Here is a 19,075-nt window from a genome sequence, read left to right as displayed (position 1 = left end):
TTTTTTTATTTTGCTTTCGTGGTCTTAGCCTGCTAAAAAAGCGTATACTAGCGCATCTGTTAGCACCGTACCATGTAAAATATGGGTGAGGCTTTGCGATAAAACAAACTTGTACTGTTAAATTTAACACTCTTGACCAACGTTATCTGTTTGATGTCGTGCTAATACTGTTAAATTAACCATTCAAAGCCAATTTAACGCTGCTTTATTGCCAACAATATTCTTCTTAACCTGATGTATAGAGTTAGTTTTTCATGCCCGTAACATCGCTAGTTACCATTACGCCAATCAGTATATCCCCTTCCCTTATAGATATTTTTGAGCAGGTTGCTCATAAGGCCGGTGCCATTTTGCTTGATACCTGTGGCTCCACTAAAAGTAATGGACGCTACAATGTTATGGTGTGGGAACCCAGTGCGACCGTAACGGCCAAGCATGGCGAAACAGCGCTCGTGCAGTTAGCGGGCGATGACGCATTCACAACCGACCTTCTGCCTTTTGAAGCCGTTACGCACTATCTTCATGGTTCGGTGGCTAACCTTGAGGTAGATGTGGCTAGCGAATCGTTAGCCAAACAACTTCCTTTTATTGTAGGCGTAGCAGGTTTTGCAGGATACGATACAGGGCGTTATTACGAGAAACTTCCAGCAAATGCGGCGCAAACCTATACCACCCCCGATTTTTCCGTAGGACTTTATCTATCTTCATTGATTGAGGATACGGTAACAGGCACCTTATACTTTTGCTCGGCGAAAGGTGAGGTCACACCACCTGACTTTGTCTTTCAACCTAATTTTGCTGCTGATGTTAAAGAGAGTGCTGATGCTGTCTATTTATGCGATGAAAACGAGCATAAAGGCCGTGTCTCTTTAGCCTCCAACAATGATGAGAAAACGCAAGGTGATGATATCGCCAAAATGCCGTTTTCATTAACCAGTGATTGGGGATCTAACCTAACAAAAGAAGCCTATATTGGCTGTATTGAACGAATTCATGACTATTTAAAAGCGGGCGATTGTTATCAAGTGAACATGGCTCAGCGGTTCTCAGCCACATACACTGGCGATTGCTGGCAAGCCTATCGCGCCTTACGTGAAAGTAACCAAGCGCCCTTTTCTGCATTCATTCAATTAAAAAACAGCACTATTTTGAGTATATCTCCCGAACGCTTTATAAGTGTAAAGCAGGGCGTGGTGGAAACTAAACCCATTAAAGGTACTCGGCCACGGTTTAGTGATAAAGCTAAAGATGCACAAAGTGCCCAGTCTTTGCTAACTGCATCGAAAGATCGTGCGGAAAACCTTATGATTGTTGATTTACTGCGAAATGATCTTTCAAAACACTGTAAGCCTCATTCAGTGAAAGTGCCTGAGTTATTTGCACTAGAGAGCTATGAAGCCGTGCATCATTTGGTAAGTACCGTTGTTGGTGAACTTAGCGACGACGCTACCCCATTAGATTTGCTCGCCTCCTCATTTCCTGGTGGTTCTATTACAGGCGCACCTAAAATAAGGGCGATGGAGATTATCGACGAACTGGAAGTGCATAGACGTAATATCTATTGTGGCAGCATTTTTTATATGGGCTTTCGTGAAGATATGGATTCAAGTATTTGTATTCGAACGCTGCTTGCCGAGAATAACCAGCTGCATTGCTGGGCTGGTGGTGGTATTGTTTTAGATTCAGTGGCTAATGACGAGTACAAAGAAACCTTGGATAAAGTGTCTAAAATTCTGCCCGTGCTAACCTCTCACTTTGGAGTGGGCCGTGAACAGAGCTGATTTTCTCCGCCAATTTCATCATTTGCGCCAAACGCACAGAGAGCCTGATTTTCCACTAAAGTCTAGAGGCAGACCAGCGGCGGTATTAATTCCGCTTATGGACTATGGACATGAACTAACGGTGTTACTTACAGAGCGTGCACATCATTTACGCCATCATCCAGGGCAAATTAGTTTCCCTGGTGGCGCGGTGGATGAAGTCGATAATAGCGTTTTCGATGCCGCCCTTCGTGAAGCCCACGAAGAAATAGGCATGCCTTCTGAAAACGTTGAGATTATAGGTGTCTTGCCCAATTACAGGACAGTAAGCGGTTATCAGATAGCCCCGGTTGTGGGTTTTGTGGAGCCTAGTTTTACGCCTGTTATCGACCCTAACGAAGTAGAAAGTGCTTTTGAAGTTCCGTTAGCCCATGTACTGAACCGCAAAAATCATCTTATCCATACCGCTCGCAAAGGTAAGCGTTCATCGCCTATCTACTTTATTCCGTGGAACGAACACATGATTTGGGGCGCTACGGCTGCCATTTTGCGAAACCTGTCTCACCATATTCACCCATAAGCTTGCTTACACTTAAGCTGGCCTGCCTTTGCGAGCTGCCACTTGCTTGCCGTTAAATATTTCTTTACACCACATTAGCAATTCTAATCAATTGATTAGCTTTTCTGTATTGTAGTTAAGCCCGTCTACATGCATGATCTGTTTATTCGAAAATTAGAACGGTGTAGATTTTATGATTAGTGTTTTTGATATGTTTAGCGTGGGTATTGGCCCTTCAAGCTCGCATACCGTTGGCCCCATGCGGGCGGGTGCTGAATTTGCTAAAACACTTGCAACAGACACCGCGTTATTTTCAAAAATCACCACGGTTAGAGTGGAACTATTCGGTTCTTTGGGTCAAACCGGTATTGGCCACGGAACAGGTAAAGCTGTGATCCTTGGGTTATCTGGGGAAATGCCTGAAAGCATTGACGTGAATAAAATAGAGCCTCTACTAGAAGATGTGCGAAGCCAAGAGTCTTTGTATCTAAATGGTGAGAAGCCCATTTTATTTCCAAATAAAAACGCGATTGTCTTTCACCGCCGCAAAACGCTTCCTAAGCATGCAAATGCACTTACCTTTTACGTATACGAAAACGACACTTTACTGTGCGAACAAACGTACTACAGCATTGGTGGCGGCTTCATAGTAAAAGAAGAAGATTTCGATGCCACTAAGGCACACGCTGGAGCCGTTCAAGCGACTGTGCCTTTCCCTTTTAAGTCTGGCGCCGCGTTGTTAGAACAATGCAAGAATAACGGGTTAAGTATTAGCGCCCTTATGCTTAAAAATGAAACCACGTTTCAACCTGCTCACGCCGTAAAACAAAAGCTGTTTGAAATATGGTTAGTGATGAAAGCCTGTGTTCAACGTGGCATCGACAGTGAAGGCATATTGCCAGGTGGTCTCAAAGTGGTGCGCCGTGCACCTGCGCTTTATCGTCGCCTGCAAACGGAGCATACCACCGACCCCATGCAAACCATGGACTGGGTGAACTTATTTGCCTTAGCCGTAAATGAAGAAAATGCCGCAGGGGGAAGAGTGGTTACTGCACCTACCAATGGCGCGGCGGGTATTATTCCAGCGGTTTTACATTATGTAGACAAATTTATTCGTCCAGTGGATGAAGAGGTGGCAAGCCGCTTCTTACTGACCGCAGGAGCGATTGGTATCTTGTACAAAGAAAATGCCTCAATTTCAGGTGCTGAAGTGGGCTGTCAGGGTGAAGTGGGTGTGGCATGTTCTATGGCTGCAGGTGCGCTGGCAGAGATTATGGGCGGTACTGTACCGGCAGTAGAAAATGCCGCTGAAATTGGTATGGAACATAACTTAGGGTTAACTTGCGACCCTGTAGGCGGCTTAGTACAGGTACCTTGTATTGAACGTAATGCAATGGGTGCAATTAAAGCGATAAACGCTTCTCGGTTAGCACTGAGAGGAAGCGGCGAGCACAAGGTATCATTAGATAAAGTCATTAAAACCATGCGTGATACCGGTAACGATATGAAAACCAAGTACAAAGAAACAGCCCGTGGCGGTCTGGCGGTTAATATTATCGAATGCTAGCCGTTAAATTAAATCACTAGACGTGATAAACCTGTAGAGACAAAAAAGGCGATTGGCGGTTTAGTAAGAACCCCGCAAATCGCCTTTTTTATGCCGTTACTTAAGTGCGTACTCAAACAGGCAATTCAAATGACCCGATTGTGAATTAAGCACTAAGCTAACCTGTTTAGATGAGCTTGACTCGTTAGCTTATTTAACGGGTAAGGTAACCCCTTTAAACATCTTTTCTACTTCGTCATTATTTTTTAGCATCATGGCTTTTTCAACTTTATCTTTCGTTAAGTGCGGAGCAAAGCGCTCGATAAAGTCGTACATATAGCTTCGTAAAAAAGACCCTTTTCTAAAGCCAATTTTGGTCGTGCTGTAATCGAACAAATGACTTGCATCAATTTTCACTAAATCGGAATCGAGTTCATCACTAACGGCCATGGAAGCAATAACCCCAATACCCACACCTAATCGAACATAAGTTTTAATAACATCGGCGTCGGTGGCGGTAAAGACAATTTTAGGCGTAAGACCCGCACGCTCAAACGCTTGATCGAGTTCTGAACGGCCGGTAAAACCAAATACATAGGTTACTAAGGGGTATTTGGCGATATCGCTAATATCAATAGAGCCCTTCTTCGACAAAGGGTGGTCTTTATTTACAATCACACTTCGATTCCAGTGATAACAAGGCAACATCACTAAATCATTGTATAAATGCAGAGCTTCAGTAGCGATAGCAAAGTCGGCTTCGCCCTTAGCGGCCAAATCACTGATTTGCGATGGCGTACCTTGGTGCATGTGTAAAGACACCTTCGGATACTTGCTCATAAAACCTTGGATTACATCCGGTAGCGCGTAACGTGCTTGGGTATGCGTAGTAGCAATATTTAGCTTACCTTGGTCTGGTAACGTATGCTCTCTAGCCACCGCTTTAATACTTTCTACTTTCGCCAGAATTTCGCGGGATATATTAATGACATCGTTTCCGGCATCTGTAACATGGGTAAGATGCTTACCGCTACGCCCAAAAATCTGTACACCCAACTCATCCTCTAGCATTCTCACCTGCTTACTAATGCCCGGCTGAGAGGTATATAAACTTTCTGCCGTGGCAGATACATTCAGATTATTGTTAAGTACTTCTACTATGTAACGTAGCTGTTGTAATTTCATGTAAAACATCGCTCCTTGTAACCAGTTGTGTACTATAACCTTATCGTTATAACCAAAACTACTAATAATTACGATAAGCTATTACAAAAGTGACAGATTAACCTAGAAAATAGTAGGTAATTTTGCGCTAAATAAGTAATACTGAAAATGGGCCATCTACTGAATAATTGTTTTCCTTTATCTTTACAGATGTTTTAATCGGTTCAACACCTTCTATTTTAAGGAAAATAACGGGTTTTATTCATATGAGCGAAAAAAAGCAACTTACCTCACCTATCGACTTTTCGTCGGTGCTAGCAGCTGCAGTGCACGATATGAAAAATTCGCTGTTTCTTCTTATTCAGTCAATTGAAAATCTGTCTAATGATTTAGCCCCTGAAAACAGTAAAGCACGAGAGCAAGTGGCTAATGTGCATTATGAAGCATCGCGGCTCAATACCAACCTAGTGCAAATTTTATCACTTTATCGTGCAGAATTAGAAAGTCTGCCGATAACAGTAGATGAATGTTTTGTCAGTGACTTAATAGACGATGTAGTTGGCTCTAATAATATTTACATTGATCAAAAAGAAATTGTGGTTAATGCAAATGTCGACCTTGATTTAAGTTGGTATTTAGATAGAGAGCTCATATACCTATTAATAAACGACGTGTTGGTGAATGCCCTTCGGTATGGCACCTCTCAAATTTGTATTTCAGCACAGGTTGAAGATGAATGCTTACATATTTGTGTGGAAGATGATGGCACTGGCTATCCGACGTCTATGCTTGAAAAGAGCCACGAAGACTTAGCCGATTTTCAGCTCAGTCAAGGCAGAACAGGATTAGGGCTTTTCTTTGCTAGACTCATTGCATCAGCTCACTCACAAGGCCAACTACAAGGTGAGATTTCTTTAAGTAATGGTGGTTCTCTTGGCGGAAGTGTATTTAAGGTAAAAATACCGTAACATTAACGCATAATAGTTTGGCAGTGAAAGCCAACATATAATTCGAATTAAGTAATAAACGGAAATACGCGCATGTACATGATAATAATAATTCTGATTGTTGTATTACTTATAGCGGCAATCTTTATAAATGCTATGCAACAACATCGCGCTAAGGCTGACTCGGAGCGTCGAGCAGATCTGGCTAAACAACGTGCTGTTATTGATGAAACAGAGAATGTTATTCTAGCGTGTTCGAACATGCCTATTTCAGGCCGCATGTTACAAATCTTGGATAATCGTGTGTTAGGCGCGCTTAAAACCGTCAACGAGCTTGGTGGTACGCCAGAAACAAAACAAAAACTTGCCAATGCAGAGCAAAAATCGGCTTCAATAAACCCTGATTCGGTCAGCGCTAACGAATTCGTTTTACCCGATAATGACAAACTTATTATTCAGTACATTCAGGCTGTTAAAAAGCTCCGCATTATACTTCGTTCAGAACACAGTAAAGGCAAAGTTGAAAGCAAAGTGTTTTTTGACGAAGACAAACAGTTAGAACGCTTACAAATTAAGGTTAATGTTGAAACGCTTATTAAACGCGGCAGAGCTGCACAGCAGTCGAATATGTTAGGTTCAGCTCGTCAGTATTACGAAAAAGCAAAAACCGCGCTAGAAAATCAAAATCATCAAGATGAATACACACAGTCTCGTTTGGCCACATTGCATGAATGGTTGTCAGAAATTCAAAACAACCTTAAAAGCGTTAACGCACAAGATAGAGCGAAGAAACAAGAAGAAGAGCGTGATGAATTGGATGAGTTATTTGCGCCTAAGAAGAAATGGTAACGCGTTAGTTCACATGCACTTGATACGTTACCTATGGTAGTGGTTTAACACTTCGCTCCACAGCGCTTGGCCAGCCACAGACATATCTCGTTTGGCATTTTTCACCATGCCTACCCTTTTTACCAAGGGGTCGTCTTTCATTTTAAGCACGGTTAGCCCGATGCTTTCCATCGAGTCAATACACAGCGATGGCATAATAGCGATGCCTAACCCCTGCTTAATTAGCTGACCAAGAGTACCCAACTGCCCAGTTTCGGCAACAATCACTGCTTCACCCACGGTACTTATCTTTTGCTGAGTCCACATTCTTACTGCTGACCCTCTATTCATCATTACCATAGGGTATTCGATACACGCTTCCCAGCTAACCGTTTTCGTTTTTGCTAATTCGTGCTTGGGGTTTACCACCACCACAAAACAATCGTCGAAAAGCGGCGTAAAAATAAGCCCTTCATTTTGCTGTGGTTCGAAGGTGAAGCCCATCTCAGCCCTTCCCTCTGATACTTCGTAAATCACGTTTTCCATGACCACATCTAAAATGCGCAGGTTAATATTAGGCGCAATTTGATGATACTTTTTAAGCAAATGAGGCAGATGTGACTCAGCAAAGGATGGCATAGCCGCAATGGTTAACCGCCCCTTGGCCATGGCGAAAAGGTTCTGAATATCGCCAAAGGTATCGTCCCAGTCCCGTAATATTCTAATGGCGTTAGGTAACAAGGCTTCGCCTTCTTTGGTTAACGCCACATGCCTGGTGCTACGACTAAACAACTTCCCTCCCAGCTGCTCTTCCATTTTCTTTATGGCAGAAGAAAGTGCCGGCTGAGTAAGATGAAGCTTAATAGCGGCCTCAGCAAACGTGCTTGAACGTGCTACGTGAATAAAAGCCTGCAAGTTTCTGTATGAAATATTCATTAAAATAATAACCTCGCCCTTGATTTGAAATACTGGCAAGGAAGGCCAATAAATTCAGTTACCCATGCCACGACCAATTAATAACTAAAGTTTATTAATTGAGTGATTAATTCAATTTTACATAACTGAAAACATTGTTGATACTTTTAATTAACATAAATTCAAAGCGATTAATTTAAGGGGAAGTACCATGTCTGGATTTGACAAAGTCGTCGCCACCTATCAAGAAGCCATGGATGGGCTAGCAGATGGTATGACGGTTATTGCTGGTGGTTTTGGCTTATGCGGCATACCAGAAGGACTCATCGCACAAATTAAAACTTTGGGCATAAAAGAGCTCACTGTAGTTTCTAATAACTGTGGCGTAGATGGTTTCGGGCTAGGGATCTTGCTGGAAGACAAACAGATTAAGAGAATGGTGTCTTCTTATGTGGGTGAAAACGCATTGTTTGAAAAACAATTACTAAATGGCGAGCTTGAAGTTGAACTTACGCCGCAAGGCACACTCGCCGAGAAGATGCGTGCAGGTGGTGCCGGCATTCCTGCTTTTTATACGGCTACTGGCTATGGCACGCCTGTAGGCGAAGGTAAGGAAGTGAAAACGTTTAATGGCCGACCTTATATTTTAGAAGAAGCTATTACTGGCGAATTTTCCATTGTGAAAGCGTGGAAAGCCGACCGATATGGAAATTGTATATATCGTCATACTGCACAGAACTTCAATCCTATGGCAGCCAGCGCTGGCACAATTACCGTCGTTGAAGCAGAAGAGATTGTTGAACCAGGTGAATTAAACCCTAGTGAAATTCATACTCCCGGCATTTATGTTAATCGAGTCATAAAAGGGGAATTTGAAAAACGCATAGAGCGTAAGGTTGTTTCTAAAACTGTACATAACACCACAGCAAAGGAGTCACAATAATGGCATTATCACGAGATCAAATAGCAATGCGTGTGGCTCAAGAATTCAAAGATGGTGATTATGTCAATTTAGGAATAGGTATTCCTACCTTAGCCGCCAGTTTTGTGCCTGAGGGCATTAGCGTGATGCTTCAATCTGAAAATGGTTTATTAGGTATGGGCCCCTACCCTCATGAAGATGAGCTAGACGCAGATATGATTAACGCAGGAAAAGAAACCGTTACCGCGATAACAGGTGCTTCAATTTTTAATTCTGCGGAAAGCTTTGCCATGATCCGTGGCGGCCACGTTGATTTTACTGTACTCGGCGCGTTTGAAGTAGACGTAAGCGGAAACATTGCGTCGTGGATGATCCCTGGAAAGCTTGTTAAAGGTATGGGCGGCGCTATGGACTTAGTGGCAGGTGCTAAAAATATTATTGTAACCATGACTCATACCGATAAACATGGCAACCCAAAACTACTCCGTGAATGTACCCTGCCGCTAACCGGTGTAAATTGCATAACCCGAATTATTACCGATCTTGCGGTATTAGAAGTGGTTGATGGTGCCTTTTTACTTAAAGAACGTGCCCCTGGAGTAACGGTTGAAGATATACAAGCAAAAACCGGCGGCAAGTTAGTTGTATCGGAAAATGTGACCGAAATGCGAGTATAACCGCATTTTCGCCAAGGTAAACGCATAGCAAGCTTTCATAATATCGGCCTTTAAGGGATAATACGCGATGATATTATTCATGAGGCCGAATCTTGCTAGTTACTGACTTACCCGTTCATCACAAAATCATTACCAAACTCGAAAGTAGAAACTTTACCGAGCTCACTGAAATTCAGGAAAAAAGCATGCTTCCTGCTATTCAGGGTAAAGATATTATTGCCTCATCTAAAACGGGATCGGGTAAGACACTCGCATTTTTAATTCCAGCCATTAATCGTTTGATGTCGCAAAAGGCGTTAAGTCGACAAGACCCACGCGCCCTTATTCTTGCACCTACTCGCGAATTAGCTAAGCAAGTTTTCATAGAAGCCAAAACCATGTGTACGGGATTGAACCTATCTTGCACTTTGGTTGTGGGCGGTGAAAACTACAACGACCAGGTAAAAGCCTTACGCCGTAACCCACATATTATTGTGGGTACTGCTGGCCGGGTGGCCGACCATTTGAAAGATAAAAGCATATTTTTAAATGGCCTAGAACTGCTTATTTTTGATGAAGCCGATCGCATGCTTGATTTAGGCTTTTCAGAACAGCTAAACATGATTAATGAATTTGCGAACCACCGTAAACGCCAAACGATGCTATTTTCAGCTACGCTAGATAGCATTGAGCTTAATTACATGACTGCGCGTTTAACAAAAGCTGCGGTGCGTGTATCGGTAGGTGATTCAACGGCGCACCATGGCGATATTCAACAACAGTGTTTCTTTGCCGATAATATCGAGCATAAAGACACCCTGCTTCATCATGAAATTTCAAACCGTACCTATAATCAAGCTATTGTATTTACCGCAACTCGTGAAGATACCGACCGTTTAACCACCATGTTAAACAAAGATAAGCTTGAAGCCATCGCCCTACGAGGCGACTTACCACAAAATCAACGTGCTGCTATTATGAGTGAGTTCGCCCGAGGACAACACTCTGTATTGGTGACTACCGATGTGGCATCACGAGGTTTAGATTTGTCTAAAGTTGGTTTGGTTATTAATTTTGATTTGCCAAAAAATGCCGATGAATACATTCACCGCATTGGTAGGACGGGACGTGCTGGACAAAAAGGTGAAGCGGCTTCATTTGTTGGCCCTCGCGATTGGAAGAGCTTTATAGCGCTGAAGGCACATTTACAATATGACCTGGAGTGCGAGGCACACGAAGCACTACCTGCTAAATTTAAAGGGATTAAAGCCCCTACGCCTAAACAAGATACGCAGAAAAATAAAGCCAGTAAGCAAGATGGCGCAGAAGCAGCTGTTGCTAAGAAAGTACGCCGCGTAGACACCATGGCAGGTACAGAAATTGGTATGGCGCCAGTGAAACGCAAGCCAAGAAAAGTAGAGCTTGAACCTGAAGACGATACCGAATTTGAATCTGGCATTAACGTAGATAACAGTGTTGATGATTTAGATAATAGCGATAAGACTAACTAGGTATAGTGGAAACCGGAAAATTTTCGGGTTCCAGATTTATATTATTGCAAAGGAGCCTAAGGGCTCCTTTTTACTTTCTGATTGTAGTTAACCCATCAATATTTATTAAATCGCTTGCGCAGCATTTGAGCAAAGTCACCTTATCCCCCTTGATAATTTTAATTCATGAGCAAAAACACCACTAAGATTTGTTGTTTTATTTTCTGGTGTTTACGGTTAATCTGACAATATGAATAAAATTATAAACCCCAGTTTTTTGGGGGAAACAGGCCGCATTGGGGTCTAGTAAATTGTTATGCGCCTTTGAAGGCTTTATGTACATTTTAGGAAGTGATAAAGAAGTCATCGATCTAGAACTGGGGATGCTTCAGGAAGTTTTACAATTCCTGGATTCAAAACTCATTAGCGTAGAATCCGAAATAGAGGCATCCAATGATCCCTTTTCAGATGGGATTTTGGACCGTTGAGAGTACTTTATCGGTTTAGGTCTTGTCAGTATTTTACAATATTTAAACGATACTCTGACGTTTCAAAACTTAATAAAAGCGAAGCGTTAGCTTTAGGTAAAAAACATGAATCTGGAGTTAGCTTCATATCTGCAATAAGTGCAGCCGCTAATTGGGGTTTTGCGCCCATCCTCTCGAAATCGGCACTAGTTTAACGGCTCGAACAAAACTGCTCTTAGTCTATCCCTGTATGTTCTCGGGTGTTTAAGTAATATAACCTGAACTCGGTTTAAGAAATTGAACTGCTCTATATCCAGAAAACCAATGTAGGTACCGATTATGAAGAGTTTATCGACGGCATGGCGGTGGTCTCTGTGCCAGTTGTCGACAGTCATGGACGGCTGTTCGCTTGCCTATTCTGCAATGTTCCCGTTATTCGTAAGAACCTCGATAAGTTGCTGCATTTTATCCCTGAATTACGTGCGGCGGCAGTTGATATTGGTAACCTGGCTGAAGAAGTGGATTAGAACAGGTTACTGACGGTTTATTTTTAAACATTCATCATGACTTAGAAGCGTTGCTTTTTGAGTACTCTTTTGGACTTTGTCCGGTCATTTTCCGAAAGGCGGTCCGAAAAGCTGATTCTGACTGATACCCTAATTGCTGAGCCAATGTGGTGACGGTTGTCTCAGTGGTTTCCAATGCTAATCGGGCCAGATGCATACGCCATGCACAAACATAATCCATCGGAGACTCCCCCATGACGTCTGTAAAGCGTTTGGAAAAAACCGATCGAGACATTCCCGTTGCCTGCCCCAGCGTCTCAACACTCCATTTATAGCCCGGTTCTCGGTGAATACAGGTTAAGGCTTTGGCGATTCTGGGATCAGAAAAACCCTTTAACCAGCCTTCTCTATCACTGCCATAAGTCACAGCAAAGGTTCTAATGGCATGAATTAGAAATAATTGTGCGGTTTGTGCAACAAGTGAACCAAAACCCGATTGCTCAGGGTGCGCCTCTTTGAATAGAAAGCTCACCATAAGGTTTTGCAAGGTGGTACCTGCGTTTTCAGCATTAATCCTCATTAACTCAGGCAAGGTATCTATCAGAGGACCATAACATTGATCAAACCAATGAAAGGCAAACGAAAAAATGCGGACCATACTGCCGCCACCGCCCCAACTAATATGTTGAGGATAGGCCAAGTTAAATGGAATATGCTGGCCTTTATCAAACAGCTCATTCGCGGTGATCCAACTTTGCGGAAACTCTTCTGAAGACGAGATATAGTAAGGCTTACCACGCATGCCTTTCGGTAAAATAAAGGTATCCCCCGCTCGAAAACATTGCGTTATCCGGTTTTGATCACTCAACCACAGTTCACCTTCCACCACAGTACAGCTGATGGGAACTTCATACTCTATTTTGATGGCCCATGGCGAGGTAAATTCAAAAAATACCACAGCAGAATCGGCAACCAACAAAGAGGACAAAACGTCATCAAGAAAATCTCGCTCTGAGTTGGTTTCAATTGGTATATAAGGCGCACGTGTTGGAAGTTTCATGGGCAAATTATGTCAGGTTTAAAAAAAAAGTCATCGCTAATCTAGTTAAATTAGTCGTTATTTTCTAATTGAGACACAAAAATCAGGACGATTTAGACCATATGAGAGATTTATTCGGCGGTATAGTCTCTAATCAATCCCTATAGTAACTCTCGTAATCTAATAATAATAAATGATGAGAAGATGCTAATGATTAATGACGCGTTTCCGCTTCCAAAATTTGTCACCTTTGAAAACGCCACCATAGCGAAAGAATTTTTAGGTGTTTCTACCGAGAATTCACTCAAGGTTCAAGGTATTGCTAGGCCAGAAGACGAACAACAAGTCCAACAACTTGTTCAGTGGGCCAATGAACACGAAGTGACGCTTGTCCCTTTGAGTTCACCATCAGGAAATCGTCGACACGGACTCGCCGGCTTAAAAGATGCGCCTTTTGTCGTGCTTGATATGTCGAGAATGTCTCGGGTAATTCATGCTGATAGCGAAGATGCCATTGCCATTATCGAACCTGGGGTTACCTTTCCTGAGTTCGATGCTCAGATACAAAAACATAACCTACGATCGATCAAACCTTTCCTCCCCAGAGCAAGTAAGTCAGTACTAGCCTGTTACCTAGAACGTGAACCGACAACCTTACCCAATGAGCACTGGGATTCAACCGATCCATTAGCAAGCCTAAGCCTCACTATGGGCAGTGGAGAAAGTTTTCGAACCGGTGGTGCCGCACTGTACGAAGACCTTGATGAAGCTTTAAAAAATGGTGCTCGTCAAATGATGGCTTCCGGTCCAATCGGCACAGATTACACCCGTGTTATGTTAGGTTCTCAAGGCACATTAGGCGTTACTTCTTGGGCCTCCATTTATTGTCAGCGAATCCCCAGCATTGAACAGGGGTTCCTTTACGGTGCCGAAGACGTCACCACGCTTATCTCCATTGTACGTCATCTGGCGCTGCATCAGCTTGGCGCTCAGTATTTTATGCTTAGCCAAGTTCAGCTCGTCGCAGCATTAGCCAAGGGCAGCGCCCATTTTGCGGAGTTACACCAACTCTTTGGCAAAGATGCGATGCCCGCTTGGTACCTCTATGTCAACATTGCTTCACGTGACGTGTTACCCGAAGAAAGCATGCAGTGGCAGTTAGCAGACCTCTCTTCCTTAGTCGATACCTTGCCGGTAACCACCATATCGCAACAGTATCCCAACTACCTTGCTGAGCTGGAAGCTCGCCTAAGTACACCCTCTAAAGAATTTTATAAAGACGTGCCTTTTGGCACCCATACCGAGGTGTTCTGCATTACCCAAATGAGCAAGGTCGCCAACCTTGTATACCTTGCTCAAAACCTACTGGCGGACCTATCGGATGTCCAAGTGGGCTTCTATTTACAGCCGATGATTCAAGGCACGAATTGTCACCTCGACATTTCCCTATTCCATACAGATGAGCAAACAACACAACTGGCTGACATCGAAATGCAATTGGTAAAAGTATTAGCAGATAACGGAGGTTTCTTCAGCCGACCTTATGGCAATTGGTCCGAGGATGCGTTTGCTCGCAATGAAACCATTGTGCCTCACCTTCGCAGGGTAAAAGACATTTTTGACCCTGCTGGAATTTTAAGCCCTGGGAAACTGTGTTACTGAGTTTTTCGAGACCTATCTAATAACAATAACCTGGTAGAAAAATTATGTCCTTAGAAGATCGAATTCATAATATTGAGCAGTGTAACCGCTGCTCTCAGTGCAAATTTGTGCACATGCCTAAAAGTCAGGAATTTTCGAGTATTTGTCCCAGCAAATATCAGAGCCGCTTTCATGCCTCCTCGGCGGGAGGGCAAGTTATTTCAGCCTATGGCTATCACCACAAACTGATTGAAGCATCACCAAAGATGATCGACAGCGTTTTTGCATGCAGCATGTGTGGTGCCTGTGAAACCATGTGTAAAAGCCATATGGGTGACAATGTTGAACCCTTTGATACCATTTTAGAATTCCGTGCGCAGTTGGCTGAAGATGGCAAGGTTCCCGAAACCTTGAGCAACATGGTCAAACACCTAGAACAAGAAGGCGCACCTCATGGCAAACGTGATGAGCGTAGTCGCTGGGCGGAAGGGTTAGACATCAAAGATGCCCGTAAAGAAACCGTCGACGTACTCCTGCATATCGGCAGTGGCCAAGCTTATAGCGAAAAACAATGGGATAACCTTCGTTTTATCGTCAAATTGTTAAAAAGCGCAAAAGTCGACTTTGGTATTGCATATGATTCAGAAAGTGACAGTGGGGGTTTAGCGTACGAAATTGGCTACCGCTCTGTTGCCGACAAACTGGCTCAAGAATGGGCGGATTTAGTTCAAAAAAGTCAGGCAAAAACCCTGCTTGCCATCAGTGCTGAAGCCTATTCCGCATTTAAGAATGTCTACCCTCGTTTAAACAAAACACTCTCCTCAGTACGGGTTCTGCATACTACCGAGTATTTCGAAGAATTGCTTCAACAGGGCAAGTTATCACTGGGCATGAAAAACACCGGCAAGGTTGCCTACCATGATTCTTGTCGTCTTGGACGACGCAGTGAAGAGTACACACCTTGGAACGGCGAATACATTCGAGTTCTGAACACCATGGCGGTGACCGACACGCCTCGTAAAGTCAATTACGGTAACGATGGTAACTATGACGCGCCTCGCCAGTTGCTATCAAGAGTCGACGGATTAGACATGGTCGAGCTAGAACGCACTCGACAATATTCTTTTTGCTGCGGTGGCTGCACAGGTGTCAAAGAAACCTACCCAGAGATGGCCGACGGCGCAGCTCAAGAACTTTTACGCGAAGCTGAATCCGTGGGGGCTGAGGTATTAGTCAGTGGTTCTTCGTGCTGTCAAGCAAACATGGCGGCGGCGGCAAAACGCAGCAACTCCTCCGTCAAGGTCGCCTATCTTTTTGACTTGCTAGCTGACTCAATTCAGGAGGGCGCGTAATGAGTAATTTACCTCCACACATATTAAAAGCCTTTGAAGCCGTCGTTGGTGCAGACAATGTGTCTGACGAAGATTTTGTTGTTAACTGTCACGACTGGATGGGCTTAGGCGCAGACCCTTCTACCCGTACTTTATTAGGTAAAGCACCGGCCGCAGTGGTGATGCCGGGATCAACTGAAGAAGTGGCGGGGGTCGTCAAGGTATGTAATCAATATAAATTGAAGTTTAAAGCGCACAGTACAGGATACGGTAACTATTCTGGTGTCGGCACTAAGGGCTCCATTTCCATCGATTTATGCCGTATGAAAGGCCTAGAAATTGACCCAGAAAGTCGTATGGCGATCATCCAACCCTATACCACGGCAGGTGAATTGGTCTCTGAAGCCCATAAGCATCAATTAATGTGCCACATCATTGGTGCTGGCCCAATCCATTCCCCGCTCGCCTCTGCCACCTCATTTGTGGGGGTTGGGGTCGCAGGTAATCATACCAGTATCAACTCACGCAACATGTTGTCCTTAGAATGGGTCACACCAGAAGGTGAAATCGTACGTATTGGTAGTAGCGGTTCGGACGCAGGCTGGTTTACCGGAGAAGGCCCTGGGCCTGGATTCCGCGGCATGATACGTGGTCTTTATGGGGCCGCAGGTGGCTTAGGTGTGTTTACCAAAATAGGCATCAAACTTTATCCTTGGGCAGGTCCTAAAACCCTTGAATGGAGTGGTCCACATCCATACAGAGGCACACCACCGCCAGAAAATTTCGCCACCTACCAGCTGGATTGGGATAACTGGGAAGACGCAACGAAAGCCACCCAGATGATGAAAAACAGCAAGGCGGTAGCCTTCATCAATCGCATGCCACCCGCTGCCGTAGGACACTGTCTCACGGCGACCAATCGTGAGTATTATGATTTACAACGCACCGGCAAATTACCGGACATTGCCACGAAAGCCAATGCGATCGGCTGGTCTGTCACCACCATGGCATGGACTAAGGCGCAGTTTGACTGGAACGAAGCGGTACTGAATAAAATCCTCGCCGAAACCAATGGCCGTAAAATGGACATTTCCGAGCGCGAGCGAGATATCCTCACGGCAGCCGTACTGACCTCTCATTACGTCGCCCGTTTCAACCGTATGGGTGACTGCGCGGGAGTCAGTATGGGCGTTCTCGATTCCATCAATCTAATTCCAGAAGTTGTCAAACGAACCAACGACGATATTGGTGATAAAGAAACCAAAGCCGGTGGCAAGATGATGGAAGTCGACACCGAACAAAACTGGATGTGGTTATCAGAAGGCCGACACTTCTGGACAGAAAATAACCCTGCCAGTACCCGTAGTTTTGTGAAAAACATTGTCGCTTGTGTGGACTTTATCCTCAGTAGCTTTATTAGCAATGAGAAAAAACCACTGGGTGCCGCGCTCTTTGTTCATGGTGAAGCGAGTGATTTATTTGGCCCCAAACTTGGCCACCCCAATAAATGGATGCGCAAGGTAAAAAATACTTGGGATCCAAACAATCTCTCAGATTCAAAGCACTTTATTCAACCCGAAGCGGCAAAAGAGTCAAAAGCTTGGCCAATTGCTAAAAAGATATTTTTCCACCCTTGGGGCAAGCCTATCTTTCGGAAGATCCTGACCAAAGAGTTTGGTAAAGACGCTCCCAAGTAAAAAGCTACTGCGTTGCTGATCTCAAAATATAACCAATAAAAAGAAATTTAGAGGTGATTACAATGATAAAAAATTTAAGCGACGTCATCACCCTGTCGGCAGAAAAATTCGGTGATAAAACAGCCTTAATCTACAACCAGCAGTCTTTCACTTACCGTGAAATAAATCGTCTGGCCAACCGATTAGCCAGTGCACTTAAGAAAAAAAGCATTGGCCCTGGCGATAAAGTCACCCTTTACGGTGAAAACTCATGGCAATGGCTGGTCAGCTATTATGGCATTTTGAAAACCGGGGCTGTGGTCAACCCTGTTAACGTCATGTTAACCCCTAATGAAGTCGAATTTGTCGTCCAAGATTGTGATGCAAAAGTCATCATTGCCTCTCAATCTAAAGGCACGCCTCTTGTAGGAATTCAGCAAAAAACGGGGGTTGAATCCCTTATTTTGTATGGTGAGGATATCCCTGAAGGCGCGGAATCTTATGATCACTTTTTAGAACAAGGTCGTGATGACTTTACCAGCTTTGAAGTTAACACCAATAGCCTTTCGACAATTTGCTATACCTCCGGCACTACTGGCAATCCGAAAGGCGCCATGTTGTCCCATCGTTCGGTGATCAGCAACTTCTTGATGACGGCACAAATGCACGGTCGCTCAGAGAAAGACACGGTTGTTTCAGCCTTACCCTGTCCGCATGTTTACGGCAACATTGTCTTCAACAGTACCTTTTACAAAGGTGGCACCTTAGTTATGCATAGTCTGTTTAATGTGGAGGAGGTATTTACATCAATCAACCAATATCAAGCCACCATGTTTGAAGGAGTACCGACCATGTACCTATATATGCTGGATCACCCCAGCTTATCCAGTGTGGATTTTTCTCATATGCGGATCTGTACGGTAGGCGGACAAACCATGCCAACCAGCAAGATGGAAGCCGTTGAGGAAGCCATCGCCTGCCCACTCATCGAACTTTGGGGAATGACTGAAATCGGTGGGCTTGGCGCGACCTTCGCTCACGATGGCGAATACAAACATGGCTCTATCGGCGTGGCATTACCCTATACCGGAGCAAAAATTGTCGATGTCGACAACGCAGAAGTAGAGGTGGCACGTGGAGACGTCGGCGAACTAATGATCTCCGGTCCTTTGGTTATGCAAGGCTATTATGGCAATCCTCAAGCGACCCAAGAAGCCATCACTGCCGATGGCTGGCTGCATACCGGTGATCTAGCCAAAATGGACAAGGACAACTGCATTTTTGTCGTCGATAGAAAGAAAGACTTAATTATTACCGCAGGGTTCAACATCTACCCCGCCGAATTAGAACGGGTGATCGCCAATCACCCAGATGTCGCCATGGTGGCAGTGGGGCCTATTGCAGATGAAGCCAAAGGTGAACTCGCAAAAGCCTATATTGTTGCGAAACAAAATACCCCCCCCGACATCGACCAGATTATCGCTTATTGTCGTGAACATTTGGCCGCCTATAAGGTGCCTCGTGACATTCAATTTGTCGATGATTTACCCAAAACCTCCAGCGGTAAAGTGATGCGCCGCAAACTCCATACCTTAGATAAATAACAATAAAAACTGTCATTCAGTTAG

16 protein-coding genes are annotated in these 19,075 nt (G+C 44.1%); 13 read left to right on the top strand and 3 right to left on the bottom strand.

Annotated features, from left to right (window positions below):
• Nucleotides 1–254 precede the first annotated feature (254 nt).
• The 3 genes from pabB to JKP82_RS07800 all read left to right on the top strand — a co-directional run bounded on the left by pabB (nucleotide 255) and on the right by JKP82_RS07800 (nucleotide 3,886).
• The gene (gene pabB, locus JKP82_RS07810; RefSeq protein WP_218396521.1) at nucleotides 255–1,781 is read left to right on the top strand and encodes an aminodeoxychorismate synthase component I; all 1,527 of its coding nucleotides are present in this window, start codon (nucleotides 255–257) and stop codon (nucleotides 1,779–1,781) included.
• A complete protein-coding gene (locus JKP82_RS07805; RefSeq protein ID WP_159530241.1) occupies nucleotides 1,768–2,340 on the top strand; it encodes a CoA pyrophosphatase in 573 nt (190 codons plus the stop codon). The genes pabB and JKP82_RS07805 overlap by 14 nt, the downstream gene beginning before the upstream one ends.
• Before the next feature lie 172 nt (nucleotides 2,341–2,512).
• Nucleotides 2,513–3,886, top strand: a complete 1,374-nt coding sequence (locus JKP82_RS07800) for an L-serine ammonia-lyase (RefSeq protein ID WP_159530239.1) — start codon at nucleotides 2,513–2,515, stop codon at nucleotides 3,884–3,886.
• Between the two features lie 189 nt (nucleotides 3,887–4,075).
• Here JKP82_RS07800 and cysB read toward each other — a convergent pair whose 3' ends face one another.
• The gene (cysB, locus tag JKP82_RS07795; protein WP_013784052.1) at nucleotides 4,076–5,050 is read right to left on the bottom strand and encodes an HTH-type transcriptional regulator CysB; all 975 of its coding nucleotides are present in this window, start codon (nucleotides 5,048–5,050) and stop codon (nucleotides 4,076–4,078) included.
• Between the two features lie 245 nt (nucleotides 5,051–5,295).
• Between cysB and JKP82_RS07790 the strand changes: the two genes are divergently transcribed.
• Both JKP82_RS07790 and JKP82_RS07785 read left to right on the top strand, forming a co-directional pair.
• Nucleotides 5,296–5,997 (top strand): sensor histidine kinase, encoded by a 702-nt coding sequence (locus JKP82_RS07790; RefSeq protein WP_159530237.1) that lies wholly within the window; start codon nucleotides 5,296–5,298, stop codon nucleotides 5,995–5,997.
• Nucleotides 5,998–6,069: 72 nt separating this feature from the next.
• Entirely contained in the window at nucleotides 6,070–6,825 is a 756-nt protein-coding gene (locus tag JKP82_RS07785; RefSeq protein ID WP_159530235.1) for a hypothetical protein, read from the top strand.
• Nucleotides 6,826–6,852: 27 nt separating this feature from the next.
• Here JKP82_RS07785 and JKP82_RS07780 read toward each other — a convergent pair whose 3' ends face one another.
• Entirely contained in the window at nucleotides 6,853–7,740 is an 888-nt protein-coding gene (locus JKP82_RS07780) for a LysR family transcriptional regulator (protein ID WP_159530233.1), read from the bottom strand.
• 190 nt (nucleotides 7,741–7,930) lie between these two features.
• Between JKP82_RS07780 and JKP82_RS07775 the strand changes: the two genes are divergently transcribed.
• From JKP82_RS07775 to JKP82_RS07760, 4 genes are all read left to right on the top strand, one after another.
• Nucleotides 7,931–8,662, top strand: coding sequence for a CoA transferase subunit A (locus tag JKP82_RS07775; RefSeq protein WP_159530231.1), 732 nt, complete (start codon nucleotides 7,931–7,933; stop codon nucleotides 8,660–8,662).
• Nucleotides 8,662–9,318, top strand: a complete 657-nt coding sequence (locus JKP82_RS07770) for a CoA transferase subunit B (RefSeq protein WP_159530229.1) — start codon at nucleotides 8,662–8,664, stop codon at nucleotides 9,316–9,318. Before JKP82_RS07775 ends, JKP82_RS07770 begins: the two co-directional genes overlap by 1 nt.
• Nucleotides 9,319–9,410: 92 nt before the next feature.
• Nucleotides 9,411–10,808, top strand: a complete 1,398-nt coding sequence (locus tag JKP82_RS07765; protein WP_218396519.1) for a DEAD/DEAH box helicase — start codon at nucleotides 9,411–9,413, stop codon at nucleotides 10,806–10,808.
• Nucleotides 10,809–11,613: 805 nt separating this feature from the next.
• Nucleotides 11,614–11,781: a hypothetical protein gene (locus JKP82_RS07760; protein ID WP_445079968.1), complete on the top strand. Its 168-nt coding sequence runs from the start codon at nucleotides 11,614–11,616 to the stop codon at nucleotides 11,779–11,781.
• A 34-nt stretch (nucleotides 11,782–11,815) separates the two neighbouring features.
• Here the strand turns inward: JKP82_RS07760 and JKP82_RS07755 are convergent, their stop codons facing one another.
• Complete coding sequence (locus JKP82_RS07755) at nucleotides 11,816–12,820, bottom strand: AraC family transcriptional regulator (protein WP_159530225.1); 1,005 nt, start codon at nucleotides 12,818–12,820, stop codon at nucleotides 11,816–11,818.
• Between the two features lie 189 nt (nucleotides 12,821–13,009).
• Here JKP82_RS07755 and JKP82_RS07750 point away from each other — a divergent pair, with 189 nt between their 5' ends.
• From JKP82_RS07750 to JKP82_RS07735, 4 genes are all read left to right on the top strand, one after another.
• Entirely contained in the window at nucleotides 13,010–14,461 is a 1,452-nt protein-coding gene (locus JKP82_RS07750) for an FAD-binding oxidoreductase (RefSeq protein ID WP_159530224.1), read from the top strand.
• 44 nt (nucleotides 14,462–14,505) lie between these two features.
• Nucleotides 14,506–15,792 (top strand): (Fe-S)-binding protein, encoded by a 1,287-nt coding sequence (locus JKP82_RS07745; protein WP_013796881.1) that lies wholly within the window; start codon nucleotides 14,506–14,508, stop codon nucleotides 15,790–15,792.
• The gene (locus JKP82_RS07740; RefSeq protein WP_159530223.1) at nucleotides 15,792–17,468 is read left to right on the top strand and encodes an FAD-binding oxidoreductase; all 1,677 of its coding nucleotides are present in this window, start codon (nucleotides 15,792–15,794) and stop codon (nucleotides 17,466–17,468) included. The genes JKP82_RS07745 and JKP82_RS07740 overlap by 1 nt, the downstream gene beginning before the upstream one ends.
• A gap of 62 nt (nucleotides 17,469–17,530) precedes the next feature.
• Nucleotides 17,531–19,051, top strand: a complete 1,521-nt coding sequence (locus tag JKP82_RS07735; protein ID WP_159530222.1) for a class I adenylate-forming enzyme family protein — start codon at nucleotides 17,531–17,533, stop codon at nucleotides 19,049–19,051.
• Nucleotides 19,052–19,075: the final 24 nt, after the last annotated feature.

It is taken from the genome of Alteromonas lipotrueae (assembly GCF_019249215.1).
In the GTDB taxonomy this organism is placed as follows: Bacteria; Pseudomonadota; Gammaproteobacteria; order Enterobacterales; family Alteromonadaceae; genus Alteromonas; species Alteromonas lipotrueae.
Note: the sequence above shows the minus strand (reverse complement) of the source record. Positions and strands in the feature narration are given on the sequence as shown.